The organism is Streptomyces sp. NPDC058964, assembly GCF_042741275.1.
In the GTDB taxonomy this organism is placed as follows: domain Bacteria; phylum Actinomycetota; class Actinomycetes; order Streptomycetales; family Streptomycetaceae; genus Streptomyces.
The window spans coordinates 1,926-16,194 of the sequence record NZ_JBHYKH010000180.1 but is presented as its reverse complement, the minus strand read 5'-3'; the positions used below and the strand labels follow the sequence as shown (position 1 = coordinate 16,194).

10 protein-coding genes are annotated in these 14,269 nt (G+C 70.6%); 5 read left to right on the top strand and 5 right to left on the bottom strand.

The window, feature by feature from the left end; all coding sequences use genetic code 11:
- Positions 1 to 318: 318 nt before the first annotated feature.
- Positions 319 to 1,374, bottom strand: a complete 1,056-nt coding sequence (locus ACFW2E_RS22315) for a LacI family DNA-binding transcriptional regulator (RefSeq protein WP_384468821.1) — start codon at positions 1,372 to 1,374, stop codon at positions 319 to 321.
- A gap of 311 nt (positions 1,375 to 1,685) precedes the next feature.
- On the opposite strand from ACFW2E_RS22315, the gene ACFW2E_RS22310 reads away from it, so the two are divergent.
- A complete protein-coding gene (locus ACFW2E_RS22310) occupies positions 1,686 to 3,011 on the top strand; it encodes an ABC transporter substrate-binding protein (protein ID WP_384468820.1) in 1,326 nt (441 codons plus the stop codon).
- 142 nt (positions 3,012 to 3,153) lie between these two features.
- Here the strand turns inward: ACFW2E_RS22310 and ACFW2E_RS22305 are convergent, their stop codons facing one another.
- Positions 3,154 to 4,050 (bottom strand): alkaline phosphatase family protein, encoded by an 897-nt coding sequence (locus tag ACFW2E_RS22305; RefSeq protein ID WP_384468819.1) that lies wholly within the window; start codon positions 4,048 to 4,050, stop codon positions 3,154 to 3,156.
- A gap of 242 nt (positions 4,051 to 4,292) precedes the next feature.
- Entirely contained in the window at positions 4,293 to 4,799 is a 507-nt protein-coding gene (locus ACFW2E_RS22300; protein ID WP_384468818.1) for a pyridoxamine 5'-phosphate oxidase family protein, read from the bottom strand.
- Between the two features lie 142 nt (positions 4,800 to 4,941).
- Here ACFW2E_RS22300 and ACFW2E_RS22295 point away from each other — a divergent pair, with 142 nt between their 5' ends.
- Positions 4,942 to 7,938 (top strand): bifunctional [glutamine synthetase] adenylyltransferase/[glutamine synthetase]-adenylyl-L-tyrosine phosphorylase, encoded by a 2,997-nt coding sequence (locus tag ACFW2E_RS22295; RefSeq protein ID WP_384468817.1) that lies wholly within the window; start codon positions 4,942 to 4,944, stop codon positions 7,936 to 7,938.
- A 366-nt stretch (positions 7,939 to 8,304) separates the two neighbouring features.
- Here ACFW2E_RS22295 and ACFW2E_RS22290 read toward each other — a convergent pair whose 3' ends face one another.
- Both ACFW2E_RS22290 and ACFW2E_RS22285 read right to left on the bottom strand, forming a co-directional pair.
- Complete coding sequence (locus ACFW2E_RS22290; RefSeq protein WP_384468816.1) at positions 8,305 to 9,162, bottom strand: phosphatase PAP2 family protein; 858 nt, start codon at positions 9,160 to 9,162, stop codon at positions 8,305 to 8,307.
- A 159-nt stretch (positions 9,163 to 9,321) separates the two neighbouring features.
- Positions 9,322 to 10,353, bottom strand: a complete 1,032-nt coding sequence (locus ACFW2E_RS22285) for a LacI family DNA-binding transcriptional regulator (protein ID WP_384468815.1) — start codon at positions 10,351 to 10,353, stop codon at positions 9,322 to 9,324.
- Positions 10,354 to 10,787: 434 nt separating this feature from the next.
- Here ACFW2E_RS22285 and ACFW2E_RS22280 point away from each other — a divergent pair, with 434 nt between their 5' ends.
- From ACFW2E_RS22280 to ACFW2E_RS22270, 3 genes are all read left to right on the top strand, one after another.
- The gene (locus ACFW2E_RS22280) at positions 10,788 to 12,062 is read left to right on the top strand and encodes an extracellular solute-binding protein (protein ID WP_384468814.1); all 1,275 of its coding nucleotides are present in this window, start codon (positions 10,788 to 10,790) and stop codon (positions 12,060 to 12,062) included.
- Positions 12,063 to 12,166: 104 nt separating this feature from the next.
- Entirely contained in the window at positions 12,167 to 13,171 is a 1,005-nt protein-coding gene (locus ACFW2E_RS22275) for a carbohydrate ABC transporter permease (protein WP_384468813.1), read from the top strand.
- Positions 13,172 to 13,184: 13 nt separating this feature from the next.
- A complete protein-coding gene (locus ACFW2E_RS22270) occupies positions 13,185 to 14,102 on the top strand; it encodes a sugar ABC transporter permease (protein WP_384468812.1) in 918 nt (305 codons plus the stop codon).
- Positions 14,103 to 14,269 lie beyond the last annotated feature (167 nt).

Here is a 14,269-nt window from a genome sequence, read left to right as displayed (position 1 = left end):
GATTCGTTTTCCCGCACACCGGCAAGTGGGTGCAACCCGATGCACGTATGGGGCGGGACGACCCAGCGCGGTACCTGCGGCCATGAGCGAGCCGACTGCCGGACCGGTGCCGGACCGCCGCGAGCGGAAGAAGGCCGCCACCCGCGTGGCCGCCGACGAGCCCGCCTGCGCGGCACTCGCCCACTCCGCCCCGGAGGCCTGCGCCCTGGCCGGCCCCTCCCCGGCCCGGTCGCCGCCGTCGACGCGGCGTTCGACCTGCTGGAACGAGGCTGGGACGCCGTACGCCCCAAGGGCTGACGGGGTTGGGGCCGACGGAGTTCAGGACGAGGTACGCACCACCAGTTCCGTCGGCAGCACCATGTGCCGGCGCTCCAGCTCCCGGGACGCCGCCGGGCGGCGGTCGGCGATCTCCGTCAGGAGCAGGTCGAGCATCGCGCGGCCCATCTCCTCGATGGGCTGCCGGACGCTGGTCAGCGGAGGATCCATGTGCCGGGCGATGGCCGAGTCGTCGTACCCGACCAGGGCCACGTCGTCGGGGATGCGGTGCCCCGCCTCGCGCAGCACCTGGCGGGCGCCGGCCGCCATCACGTCCGAGCCCGCGAAGACCGCGTCCAGACCCGGGCTGCGTTCGAGAAGCCTCGCCATCGCGCGGCGGCCGCCCTCCTCGGTGAAGTCGCCGGGCTCTATGAGCTGTTCGTCGACCTCGTGACCCGCCTCGCGCAGCGCGTCACGGTAGCCTTCGACGCGCCGCTGGGCGCCGTACACGTCGAGGCGGCCGGTGATGTGGGCGATCGTGCCGCGCCCACGGGCGAGCAGGTGCTCGACGGCGGAGCGGGCGCCGCCGTAGTTGTCCGAGTCGACCGAGGTCAGCGTCTCGGCGGCCGAGCGCGGACCGCTGATCACCGCCGGGATCTCCAGCTGCGACAGCAGGTCGGGGAGCGGGTCGTTCGCGTGGACCGAGACCAGCAGGACGCCGTCCACCCGGTGCGCGGCCAGGTACTGGGCGAGCCGCTGGCGCTCCCGGTCGCTCCCGGCGAAGATCAGCAGCAGCTGCATCTCGGTCTCGGACAGTTCGGCGCCGACACCGCGGAGCATGTCCGAGAAGTACGGCTCCGCGAAGAACCGGGTCTCCGGCTCGGGAACCACCAGGGCGATCGCGTCCGTGCGGTTGGCGGCCAGGGCGCGGGCCGCGGTGTTCGGGACGTAACCGAGCTCGGCGACCGCCGCCTCGACGGCCGCTCGGGTCGCCTCGCTGACCCGCGGCGAGCCGTTGATCACCCGGGAGACCGTGCCGCGGCCGACGCCGGCCCGCGCGGCGACCTCTTCGAGGGTGGGCCGACCACCACTGCGCCCCCGCGTTCCGTGGCTTGCCATGGGCTCCGCCTCCCTCGACTGTTCATGCCGCTGGCCTGGAATCTAACAGTCGCCCCCCGGACAGTGATCGCCGATCGCGCACCTCGCCGGGTTAGCTAACAGGCCGATAACTGAACGCGTCTCGCCACGCTGACTCCCTTGACACCCTCGCTGGAACCGGCGACCCTTCAACACATCATCTGTGGGAGCGCTCCCACAGTACCTGACACATACACATCCCGCACGTTCCCCGCCCGAGCCGCAGCAGTACGAACGGGCCCAACAGTGCAGTTGGCCGGGGGGTCGGCACGTCAGGCAACAGGAGGACGCACATGCGCACGAGCATTGGACGGTCCCGCAGGCTGGTGGCCTTCGCGGCCGTCGCCGCGCTGGCCACAGGGCTGCTGGCCGGCTGCTCCAAGGACTCGGACGACGGCTCGTCGAACTCGGACGGCGGTGGCAACGGCAAGGGTAAGACAACGCTGACCATCGGGACCTTCGGCGTCTTCGGCTACAAGCAGGCCGGCCTCTACGACGAGTACATGAAGCTCCACCCGGACATCAACATCAAGGAGAACGTCACCACCCGCACCGACGTCTACTGGCCGAAGGTGCTCACCCGCCTCCAGGCCGGCTCCGGCACCGACGACATCCAGGCCATCGAGGTCGGCAACATCACCGAGGCCGTGCAGACGCAGGCCGACAAGTTCGTGGACCTCGGCAAGGAGGTCGACAAGTCCCAGTGGCTGGACTGGAAGCTCGCCCAGGCCACCACCAAGGACGGCAAGACGATCGGCCTCGGCACGGACATCGGTCCGATGGCGATCTGCTACCGCAAGGACCTGTTCAAGAAGGCCGGACTGGAGACGGACCGGACCAAGCTCGCCGAGCAGTGGAAGGGCGACTGGGCCAAGTACGTCGACGTGGGCAAGGAGTACATGAAGAAGGCGCCCAAGGGCACCAAGTTCGTGGACTCGGCCTCCTCCGTCTACAACGCGGCCCTCGGTGGCGCGAGCGAGCGCTACTACGACAAGGACGGCAACATCGTCTGGGACAAGTCCTCCGGCGTGAAGTCCTCCTGGAACGTCGCGATGAGCGTGGCGACCAGCAACATGTCGGCGAAGCTCAAGCAGTTCGACAAGCCGTGGGACCAGGGCTTCGCCAACGGCACCTTCGCGACGGTGGCCTGCCCGGCGTGGATGATCGGCTACATCGAGCAGAAGTCGGGTGACTCCGGCAAGGGCAACTGGGACGTGGCGGCGGCGCCGACCGCGGCCAACTGGGGCGGCTCCTTCCTCGGCGTGCCGACCGCGGGCAAGCACCAGAAGGAGGCCATCGCCCTGGCGAAGTGGCTGACCGCGCCCGAGCAGCAGGCGAAGGTCTTCGCCAAGCAGGCCAGCTTCCCGTCGACCCCGTCGGCGTACGCCACCCTGAAGCCGGCCACGGACACGACCGCGTACTTCTCGGACGCGCCGATCACGCAGATCTTCTCCGACTCGGCGAAGACGATCCCGACGCAGTACTTCGGCACCAAGGACCAGCCGATCAACACCGCGCTGACCGACGTCGGCATCCTCCAGGTGGAGCAGAAGGGCAAGTCCCCGGCCCAGGGCTGGGACGCGGCCACCAAGGAGATCAAGGACGTGCTCGGACAGTGACCAGCTCCAAGCAGGCTCTCGCGCAACCCGCGTCGAGCGCCGACGCCCCCCCCCGCGCCCCCCCCGGGGGGGGGGCCGGCCGGCGCCGCCCGCGCACGCCGGCTCGCTCGGGGAGCTCGCGCGGCTGTCCGCTACGTACACGTCACGACGCCCAGATGCCGGTGATGTCCTGCGCGGAGGCCGCGTTGCCCGCGTGCGCGCTCAGGCCCTGGGTGTCCTCCAGGGTGCGGAGGAGGTCGTAGTGGTTGTACGTCGTGGAGGACGACGACCCGGCCGTGACCGGCTGGCCGTACAGGACCGTCGGGATGCGGTTGCCGCTGAGCCGGTTGTCCTCGTCGAAGGTGACGACCAGGAGGCTGTTGTGCGTCCTGGCCCAGGTCGCGTAGGCGCCCAGGTTGTTCTTCAGCCAGGTGTCGCCGGTCGACACCGAGCAGTCGTGCATGTCGCTGCACAGGTCGGGGACCACGAACGACATCTGAGGCAGCGTCGAGTAGTCGGCCGGGAACTGGGCGAAGGTCTTCGCCGTCGACGTCGGTACGTTGCCGAAGCCGAACCACGGGTTGTGCTTGCGCGCGTAGTTGCCGCTGCTGCACGTGGTCGAACCCTGGCTGGGCAGCGACTCGTTGTAACTGGCCCAGCTGCGGCCCGCCGCGATCTGCTCCGAGGCCAGGTTGGCTGCCGAGGAGAAGCCGGGGGTGTAGCAGCTGTCGTCGGTGATGCCCTGGGTGGAGCCGGAGAACAGGGCGAAGTAGTTCGGCTGGCTCGGGTGGGTGAGGGCGTACGACTGGGTGAGGTTGGCGCCGCCGGTCTTGAGCGAGTTGATGTAGGGGGCGCTGGAGGAGCCGAGGACCTGGCTGTAGGCGTGGTTCTCGAAGACCACCACGACCACGTGGTCCGGGGTCGGCACGTCGCCCGCGGCGTGCGCGGACCCGCCTCCGAGACCGGTCCACAGCCCGATCGCGGCCGCGGTGAAGGCCGTTGCGCATGCCACGAGGGCGCGGGCACGGCGGAACGCCGGACTGGCAGTACTGCCGGACACATCAACCTCCGGTGGGGGAAGGACGGGGCTGGCGGTGCGGACAGAGCATGCACACGCCGACATTCCCCCGCCCGACATCACTCAACCCGGCGGATGAAGACCGAGTGAACTACCGCTTCCGCAGAGCCGGTTCGGGCCGGCACCCGGTGCAGCGGCCGGCCTCGGGCCCGCGGCGGGTCAGCCCCTCGTACGTCCGGCGACGGTCGTGCCCATGGAGAAGCCCCTTCCCCGGGCCGTGCGGCTCACCCGAACCGCCACCGCGTCTGGCTGAACGGCTCCCCCTTGCCGAATCCGAAGACCGTCCCGGGTGACACGGCGAACACGACGGCCTGTCCGCCACCGTGGTGAAAGGCCCCGTCACGCACCTCGAAGTGCCAGAACGGGCCGTACTTCGCCTCCCAGGCATCGGCGAGTCCGCGCAGCCGCCCCTCGGCGGACACCCGCACGGCCTCGCCCTCCACCACCAGGTCGTAGCCCTCGTCCCAGGTGTTGGTGCCCGTCGTCAGCACGACGTGCGGGTTCCGCTCCAGGTTGCGGGCCTTGCGCTCCTCGGGGCCGGTGCAGAAGTACAGCGCCCCGTCCGCCCAGACCGCGGGCAGCGGGGTCACATGCGGCCGCCCGTCCGGCCGTACGGTCGAGATCCAGTACAGCTCGGCGGCCCGGAGCAGCTCCTCGGCCTCGGACCAGGCGGGCGCGACGGCGTCCCCGCCGCTGTAACGGTGGTCCAGCTCGCCCTGGGGTTCCCGCATGACGCCTCCCTGCGGATCGACGGTCCCTTCCCAGTACAGACCGGGCGCGCCCGCGGAACTCATCGCGCTCCGCCCCGGGGCTTCCTTCCGGCTCTGCGGTTAGGCTCGGGCCAGACGACCTTGATCCGAGGGGAGGCCGCGGATGACGCCGGGGCGCAGGAGCAGTACCTTCACGCGGCTGCTGCGGCACGGATTCACCGACCCGTCGGCCGCCGAGCGGCTCCTGGACAGCGCCGGACTCGACCTGGTCCGCAACGACCCCGTGCTCCTGGAGGCGCTGGGCGCCACCGCCGATCCGGACCTCGCCCTGCACGGCCTGGTGCGGCTCCTGGAGGCCCAGCCGGGCCCCACGGCCCACCGCGAACTCGTCGACACGCTGATAGCGGCCAAGCCCCTGCGCGACCGCCTGCTCGGCGTCCTGGGCGCCTCCGCGGCCCTCGCCGACCACCTCTCCCGGCACCCGCGGGACTGGGAGGCGCTCGTCACCTACGAGCCGCGGGACCTGCATCCCGGGGTGGAGGAGTTCGAACGGGGTCTCGCCGAGGCGGGCGACCCGGTCTCGCTGCGCGTCGCCTACCGCCGCTGCCTGCTCTCCATCGCCGCCCGTGACGTGTGCGGCACCACCGACGTCGCCCAGACCGCCGCCGAGCTCGCCGACCTCGCCACCGCCACCCTGCGCGCCGCCCTCGCCATCGCCCGGGCGGCCGCGCCCGACGACGCCGCGCTGTGCCGGCTCGCGGTGATCGCGATGGGCAAGTGCGGCGGCCACGAGCTGAACTACGTCTCCGACGTGGACGTGATCTTCGTCGGAGAGGCCGTGGACGGCGCCGACGAGGGCAAGGCGCTGCGGTCCGCCACCAAGCTCGCCTCGCACATGATGCGGATCTGCTCGGAGACCACGGTCGAGGGGTCCATCTGGCCCGTGGACGCCAATCTGCGCCCCGAGGGCCGCAACGGCCCCCTCGTGCGCACGCTCAGCAGCCATCTGGCCTACTACCAGCGCTGGGCCAAGACCTGGGAGTTCCAGGCACTGCTCAAGGCCCGCCCGGTGGCCGGCGACCTGGCGCTGGGAGCGGAGTACGTCGACGCCGTCGAACCCCTGGTCTGGAAGGCCGCCGAGCGGGAGAACTTCGTCCCCGACGTGCAGAAGATGCGCCGCCGTGTCGTCGAGAACATCCCCGTCGCCGAGATCGAGCGCGAGCTGAAACTGGGCCCCGGCGGTCTGCGGGACGTCGAATTCGCCGTACAGCTGCTGCAGTTGGTGCACGGCCGGGCCGACGCCTCCCTGCGCAGCGGCACCACCCTGGACGCCCTGCAGGCACTGGCCGTCGGCGGCTACGTCGGCCGCGACGACGCCGCCCGGCTCGACGACGCGTACCGCTTCCTGCGCTCCATGGAGCACCGCATCCAGCTCTACCGGCTGCGCCGCACCCACCTCGTCCCCGAGGAGCCGGCCGACCTGCGCCGCCTGGGCCGCTCCCTGAGCCTGCGCGCCGACCCGGTGGCCGAGCTGACCCGGGAGTGGAAACGGCACGCCGGTGTCGTGCGGCGGCTGCACGAGAAGCTCTTCTACCGCCCGCTGCTCGACGCCGTCGCCCAGCTCGCCCCCGGCGAGGCCCGGCTCAGCCCGGAGGCCGCCCGCGAACGCCTGGTCGCCCTCGGGTACGCGGACCCCGGAGCGGCCCTGCGTCACCTGGAGGCGCTGGCGTCCGGCGTCACCCGCAAGGCCGCCATCCAGCGCACCCTGCTGCCGGTGCTGCTCGGCTGGTTCGCGGACTCCGCCGATCCCGACGCGGGTCTGCTCAACTTCCGCAAGGTGTCGGACGCGCTCGGCAAGACGCCCTGGTACCTGCGGCTGCTGCGGGACGAGGGCGCGGCGGCCGAGAACCTGGCCCGCGTCCTGTCGGCCGGCCGACTCGCCCCCGACCTGCTGATGCGCGCTCCCGAGGCGGTGGCGCTGCTCGGCGACGGCGACGGGGGCAGCGGGCTGGAACCGCGTGGACGCGCCCACCTCGAACAGGAGGTCCTCGCCGCGGTCGGCCGGGCCGAGAACACCGAACAGGCCGTCGCCGCCGCGCGGGGCGTGCGCCGCCGTGAACTGTTCCGTACGGCCGCCGCGGACATCGTCGACTCCTACGGCACCGAGACGAACCCCGCCGAGCCCGACCAGGGCGCGCTGGTCGACCGCGTCGGCCGCGCCGTCTCCGACCTCACCGCGGCGACCCTCGCCGGCACGCTGCGGGCCGTGGTGCGCGACGGCTGGGGCGATACGCTGCCCACCCGTTTCGCGATCATCGGCATGGGCCGGTTCGGCGGCAACGAACTGGGTTACGGCTCCGACGCCGACGTCCTCTTCGTCCACGAGCCGCAGGAGGGCGTCGAGGAGCGGGTGGCCACGGACGCGGCCAACAAGGTGGTCGCCGAGATGCGCCGCCTGCTCCAGGTCCCCAGCGCCGACCCGCCCCTCCTCATCGACGCGGACCTGCGCCCCGAGGGCAAGTCCGGCCCGCCCGTGCGGACCCTGAAGTCGTACGCGGCCTACTACCGCCGTTGGTCCCTGGTCTGGGAGTCGCAGGCACTGCTGCGGGCCGAACCCGTCGCCGGGGACGCGGGCCTGGCCGGCCGCTTCATGGAGCTGATCGACCCCCTGCGCTACCCGGCCGAGGGCCTCGGCGACGAGGCGGTGCGCGAGATCCGGCGCCTGAAGGCACGCATGGAGGCCGAACGCCTCCCGCGCGGCGCCGACCCCAAACTCCACACCAAGCTCGGCCCCGGCGGCCTCTCCGACGTCGAGTGGACCGTCCAGCTGCTCCAGCTCCAGCACGGGTGGGCGGAACCCGGACTGCGCACCCCCCGCACCAGGGAGGCCCTGGCCGCCGCCAGCGAGGCCGGTCTGATCCCCACCGAGGAAGCGGAGATCCTGGACGAGGCCTGGGTCCTCGCCACCCGCGTCCGCAACGCGGTGATGCTGGTCCGCGGCCGCGCCGGCGACACCTTCCCCTCGGAAGGCCGGGAACTGGCCGCGGTCGGCCGCTACCTCGGCTACGGCCCCGGCCACGCGGGCGACATGCTCGACGCCTACCGCCGCACGACCCGCAGGGCACGGGCGGTGGTGGAGGAACTCTTCTACGGAGCGTGAGCCTCCGGCGGCTCGGCCGGGAAGGCGGGGTGAGGTGTCCGGGGGTACCGCCGCGGCCCCGGTTGCGCTTGCGCGGCTGATGCGCGGGTTTCGCCGGGGCCGCGGGTGAGGTGGTGCGGGGTGGCGTGCCGGGTCCCGCCGTGACTGCGCGGTGCGGTGGCGAGGGGGTGTGCCCGCCCCGGTGGTCCTGGTCCGCCGTGAAACCGCCGACCGTCGTCGGCGCGGCCGGTCGCCGATGCCGCCGGGCGGCGCCGTCCCACGGCTGAAGCCCCACGGCTGAGCCCCCACGGCTGAACCCCCACGGCATCACCGCCGGTGCACTCGCCGGTGCCGAGGCGCCGGAACCCCTGCCGGGCCGCGCAGTGGTCACGCCTCGTTCGGGAGGAGGGGCCCGCCCCTCGCCGCTGCCGCGCGGGGCAGCGCGTACGGCAGGGTGCCGTACCAGAGGCCTGCCACCGTGAAGCCGAAGGCGAGGCACAGGACGCCGCCGACCGCGTCGAGCCAGAAGTGGTTGGCGGTGGCGACGATGACCAGCAGTGTCGTCGCCGGGTAGAGGAGGCCCAGCACACGGACCCAGGGCGCCCTGGCCAGCGCGAAGATCGTCAAGCCGCACCACAGCGACCAGCCGATGTGCATGGACGGCATCGCGGCGTACTGGTTCGACATGTGTTTCAGGTCGCCCGAGGCCATCGAACCCCACGTGTGGTGAAGCATCACGGTGTCGACGAAATGGCCGCCGTTCATCAACCTGGGCGGGGCGAGTGGATACAGGTAGTAACCGACCAGGGCCACACCGGTCGTCGCGAACAACACCAGCCGCGTCGCCGCGTAGCGCCCCGGATGACTGCGGTAGAGCCACACCAGCACGCCCAGGGTCACCACGAAGTGCAGCGTCGCGTAGTAGTAGTTCATGCCCACGATCAGCCAAGACGCTGAGTTCACGACATGGTTGACCGAGTCCTCGACGCCGATGCCGAGCCGGTTCTCGCTCCGCCAGATCCAGTCGGCGTTGCGCAGCGCCGCACCCCGCTGCTCCGGGACCGCGTTGCGGATGAGCGAGTACGTCCAGTAACTCACCGCGATCAGCAGGACCTCGAACCACAGCCGGGGCCGCCGCGGAGTGCGCAACCGGCGCAGGAAACCCTGCTCGCCCTCGCCCGTGACGGCCCGCGGAACGGTCACCTGCTCGCGACCTTCCGGATCTGTCACGGTCGAGTCACTCATAGGCACAGAGTCTGCCAGAAAAGGCTTGTCCGACCGATCATCCCAAGGTCGGGTCCCCGCCGCACGTCCTACGGCGGGACGACTCTGGGGCCTCCCGCCGGCGCACTGTGCGGAACGGGGAGTTCCTCCCCCGAGGACGACTCCAGGTCTTTCCGGGAATCAGGGGCGGTGCCGCTCCCCGGGCGCCGAGGCGGTCGAACCGCGCACCACCAGCTCCGGCATGAAGACGAACTCGCTGTGCGGGGCCGGCGTCCCGGCGATCTCCTCCAGCAGCGTGCGCACCGCGGCCTGCCCCATCGCCGGTACCGGCTTGCGGACCGTGGTGAGCGGCGGGTCGGTGAAGGCGATCAGCGCGGAGTCGTCGAAGCCCACCACCGAGACGTCCCGCGGGACTTCCAGACCGCGCTGCCGGGCCGCCCGTATCGCGCCCAGGGCCATCATGTCGCTGGCACAGACCACCGCCGTGCAACCGCGGTCGATGAGCGCCGTGGCGGCCGCCTGGCCGCCCTCCAGGCTGAAGAGGGAGTGCTGGATCAGCGGCTCGACGTCGTCCAGGGCCAGCCCCAGCTGGTCCTGGATCGCGCGTCCGAAACCCTCGATCTTGCGCTGCACCGGCACATAACGCTTGGGGCCGAGGGCCAGCCCGATCCGCGTGTGCCCCAGCGACACCAGATGCGTCACCGCGAGCGTCATGGCCGCCCGGTCGTCGGGCGAGATGAACGGCGCCTGCACCAGCGGCGAGAAGCCGTCGACCAGCACGAACGGCACGCCCTGCGCCCGCAGCCGCTCGTAGCGCTGCATGTCGGCGGTGGTGTCCGCGTGCAGTCCGGAGACGTAGATGATCCCGGCCACCCCGCGGTCGACGAGCATCTCGGTCAGCTCGTCCTCGGTCGACCCGCCCGGGGTCTGCGTGGCGAGGATCGGGGTGTAGCCCTGCCGCGTCAGCGCCTGGCCGATGACCTGCGCGAGGGCGGGGAATATCGGGTTCTCCAGCTCCGGCGTGATCAGGCCCACCAGACCCTCGCTGCGCTGCCGCAGTCGTACCGGACGCTCGTAGCCGAGGACGTCCAGTGCGGCTAGCACGGACTGGCGGGTGGTGGCGGCGACGCCCGGCTTCCCGTTGAGGACGCGGCTGACGGTCGCTTCGCTCACCCCCGCCTGCGCTGCGATATCGGCAAGCCGTGTGGTCACGGCACTGGACTGTACCTGCCGCACCTCGCCTTGCACACCAAACGGACGCCGTGCGCGAGGGGTCCCACGGCCCACGGCGGGTTGCTGCGTCATCGCGCTCCCTCGGTCCTTCTGGTCGGCTGGTCGGCGCCCGGCCCGCAAGGGGATGACCCCTGGGCCCGGACGCATAGCAAGAGCTTGCAGAGTCTTGCACAACTGTCCCCATCGTGCGCTGATCGGCCCGGAATCGGGGTCGCGGCAGGGTCGCGCGCAGGTCACGGCGAGGTAACCACCGTGTTCTCTTGCACTTTTTTTCTGCAAGGTCTTTCGCAACGCTTACATCGCTGTTACGTTCTCGACGCCCGGCGGCCGCAAAGGCGCAGTCGGCAAGTCGCAGGGGCGGCGGACGGGACCGCTCTCTGCACCACTCGGGCTTTAACCCTCAAGGAGAACTCATGCGGCGTGGCATAGCGGCCTCCGCGCTGGTGGCGTCCCTCGCCCTCACGGCGACGGCGTGCGGCGGGAGCGACAGCGGCAGTGACAAGTCGGACGGCCCGGTGACCCTCACCTGGTGGGACACCTCCAACGCCACGAATGAGGCACCGACGTACAAGGCCTTGATCAAGGACTTCGAGGCCGCCAACAAGAACATCAAGGTCAAGTACGTCAACGTCCCCTTCGACCAGGCGCAGAACAAGTTCGACACCGCCGCCGGCTCCAAGGGCGCGCCGGACATCCTGCGCTCCGAGGTCGGCTGGACCCCGACCTTCGCCAAGAAGGGCTACTTCCTGCCGCTGGACGGCACCGACGCCCTCGCGGACAAGGACAAGTTCAAGTCCAACCTGATCACCCAGGCCCAGTACGAGGGCAAGACGTACGGCGTGCCGTTCGTCACCGACACCCTCGCGTTCGTCTACAACAAGGCCCTCTTCAAGAAGGCCGGCATCACCGAGGCCCCGAAGACCTGGGCCGAGCTGAAGTCCGACGCCGCGAAGGTCAAGGCCAAGGCGGGCGTCGACGGCTACTGGGGCTCCACCCAGGCCTACTACGCGCAGTCCTTCCTCTACGGCGAGGGCACCGACACCGTCGACGCCTCCGCCAAGAAGATCACGGTCAACTCCGCCGCCGCCAAGAAGGCGTACGGCACCTGGCTGAGCCTCTTCTCCGGCAAGGGCCTGCACAAGGCCGACACCACCGCGGACGCCTACGCGCACATCCAGGACGCGTTCGTCAACGGCAAGGTCGCCTCGATCATCCAGGGCCCCTGGGAGATCACGAACTTCTACAAGGGCTCGGCCTTCAAGGACCAGTCCAACCTGGGCATCGCCACCGTCCCGGCCGGCTCCACCGGCAAGGCGGGCGCCCCGACCGGCGGCCACAACCTCTCGGTCTACGCCGGCTCCGACAAGGCCCACCAGACCGCCGCGCTGAAGTTCGTCAACTTCATGACCTCGGCGAAGTCCCAGTCGACCATCGCCCTGAAGAACTCCACGCTGCCCACCCGTGACGACGCCTACACGGACGCGGTCAAGGCCAACCCGGGCATCGCCGGCTACGGCACGGTCCTCGCCGCCGCCCAGCCGCGCCCGGCGCTGCCCGAGTACGGCTCCCTCTGGGGTCCGCTGGACACCGAGCTGCCCAAGATCGCCGGCGGCAAGGAGTCCCTGGACAAGGGTCTGAGCAACGCTGAGCTCGCGATCCAGAAGCTGGTTCCGGACTTCAGCAAGTAAGCCCCGCCCGGCCGCCGGATCATCCCGCATCATCATGGGGCCAGATCCGGCGGCCACCGGCTGTGCCCAGCCCTTTCCCCCGCTCATCCAGAAGGTGTCGAACCATGACAGTCGCCATCGACCGCGCGACCGGCAAGCGCCGCGGTGACCGCGCGCCTCGGCCCGGGCTGGGCCAGCGCCTCAAGCACGGATTCCACAAGCACTGGTACGCCTATGCGATGGTCGCCCCGGTGGCGATCGTCCTCGGTGTGCTCGTGCTCTACCCCCTGGTGTACGGCGTCTACCTCACGTTCACCGACGCCAGCAGCCTCAACACCGCCCGGACGATCGGCGTCAACCACATCGACGCCACCTACAAGTTCATCGGGCTGGACAACTACAAGGACATCCTGTTCGGCCCGACGTCGTACGACCGCTTCTGGTCGCACTTCATCTGGACGATCGCGTGGACGGCGATCTGCGTCGCCCTGCACTACGGCATCGGTCTCGGCCTCGCCCTGCTGCTCAACCAGAAGCTGCGCGGCCGCACCTTCTACCGGCTGGTCCTGATCCTGCCGTGGGCCGTGCCCACCTTCGTCACCGTCTTCGGCTGGCGCTTCATGCTCGCCGACGGCGGCATCATCAACTCCTTCCTCCACACGCTCCACCTGCCGGCGCCGGACTGGCTGGAGGACACCTTCTGGCAGCGCTTCTCCGCCATCATGGTCAACACCTGGTGCGGCGTGCCGTTCATGATGGTCTCCCTGCTCGGCGGCCTGCAGTCCATCGACTCCTCCCTCTACGAGGCAGCCGAGATGGACGGCGCCAACGCCTGGCAGCGCTTCCGGTACGTCACCCTGCCGGGCCTCAGGTCCGTCAGCTCCACCGTCGTACTCCTCGGCATCATCTGGACCTTCAACCAGTTCGCCGTCATCTTCCTGTTGTTCGGCAACACCGCCCCCGACGCACAGATCCTGGTCACCTGGGCCTACTACCTCGGCTTCGGACAGCAGCCGCGTGACTTCGCGCAGTCCGCCGCCTACGGCATCCTGCTGCTGGCCATCCTGATCGTCTTCACCTCGTTCTACCGCCGCTGGCTGAACCGCAACGAGCAGCAGCTCGCGATCTGAGGCAGGAGTCCCGATGAGCACCACCACGCCCCCCGAGATCACCGCCGAGCCGGTGACCCCCCAGGCCGTCGCCGCGCCGAACCGCGGCCGCGCGCGTGGCCGTGGCGAACGCGGCCTCCTCGCCTCCCTCGCCTCCCACGGCATCCTGATCGTCGCGTGCCTGATCGCGCTCTTCCCGATCGCCTGGCTGGTCTTCCTGTCGCTCGGCCCCGACAAGGACGACTACCTCCACCCCGGCGGCATCTGGGCCAAGATGACGTTCACGAACTACTCGTTCGTCCTCCAGCACACCGGCTTCTTCGACTGGATGAAGAGCTCGCTGATCGTCTCGCTGGGCACCACGGTCGTCGGTGTGATGGTCGCCGCCTCCACCGGTTACGCCGTCTCCCGCATGCGCTTCCCCGGTTACAAGAAGCTGATGTGGGTGCTGCTGGTCACCCAGATGTTCCCGATCGCCGTCCTCATCGTGCCGATGTACCAGATCCTCTCGGACCTGCAGCTCGTCGACACCTACCTGGGCCTGATCCTCGTCTACTGCTCGACCGCGGTGCCCTACAGCGCCTGGCTGCTCAAGGGCTACTTCGACACCATCCCGTTCGAGATCGACGAGGCGGGACGCGTCGACGGCCTCAGCCCCATCGGCACCTTCGTGCGGCTGATCCTGCCGCTCGCCAAGCCCGGTCTCGCCGTCGCGGCCTTCTACAACTTCATCACCGCCTTCGGCGAGGTCGCCTTCGCCTCGACGTTCATGCTCGACGACACCAAGTACACCTTCGCGGTCGGCCTGCAGAGCTTCGTCAGCGAGCACGACGCCCAGCGCAACCTCATGGCCGCCACGGCCGTGCTCGTCGCGATACCCGTCGCCGCGTTCTTCTACCTCGTGCAGAAGAACCTGGTGGCCGGCCTCACCGCAGGCGGCACGAAGGGCTGACCCCCTCGGGGAAGTGACTCCCGCGCGCCTGACCGCGCGGGTGGCGGCGGCGGGGGCCCGCCCCCCCCCCCGGCCCCCCCGGGCCCCCGCGCAGCCCCCGCCCCCCCCCCCCCCCCGGGCCCCGCCGCCAGGTGCCCTAACATAGACGCGCGCGCCGGCCGCGGGTC

Excerpts from the sequence above, each read along its gene's own strand:
- ACFW2E_RS22315 (WP_384468821.1), bottom strand. The coding sequence starts at position 1,374 with ATGGCAAGCCACGGAACGCGGGGGCGCAGTGGTGGTCGGCCCACCCTC.
- ACFW2E_RS22310 (WP_384468820.1), top strand. The coding sequence starts at position 1,686 with ATGCGCACGAGCATTGGACGGTCCCGCAGGCTGGTGGCCTTCGCGGCC.
- ACFW2E_RS22300 (WP_384468818.1), bottom strand. The coding sequence starts at position 4,799 with ATGCGGGAACCCCAGGGCGAGCTGGACCACCGTTACAGCGGCGGGGAC.
- ACFW2E_RS22295 (WP_384468817.1), top strand. The coding sequence starts at position 4,942 with ATGACGCCGGGGCGCAGGAGCAGTACCTTCACGCGGCTGCTGCGGCAC.
- ACFW2E_RS22290 (WP_384468816.1), bottom strand. The coding sequence starts at position 9,162 with ATGAGTGACTCGACCGTGACAGATCCGGAAGGTCGCGAGCAGGTGACC.
- ACFW2E_RS22280 (WP_384468814.1), top strand. The coding sequence starts at position 10,788 with ATGCGGCGTGGCATAGCGGCCTCCGCGCTGGTGGCGTCCCTCGCCCTC.
- ACFW2E_RS22275 (WP_384468813.1), top strand. The coding sequence starts at position 12,167 with ATGACAGTCGCCATCGACCGCGCGACCGGCAAGCGCCGCGGTGACCGC.
- ACFW2E_RS22270 (WP_384468812.1), top strand. The coding sequence starts at position 13,185 with ATGAGCACCACCACGCCCCCCGAGATCACCGCCGAGCCGGTGACCCCC.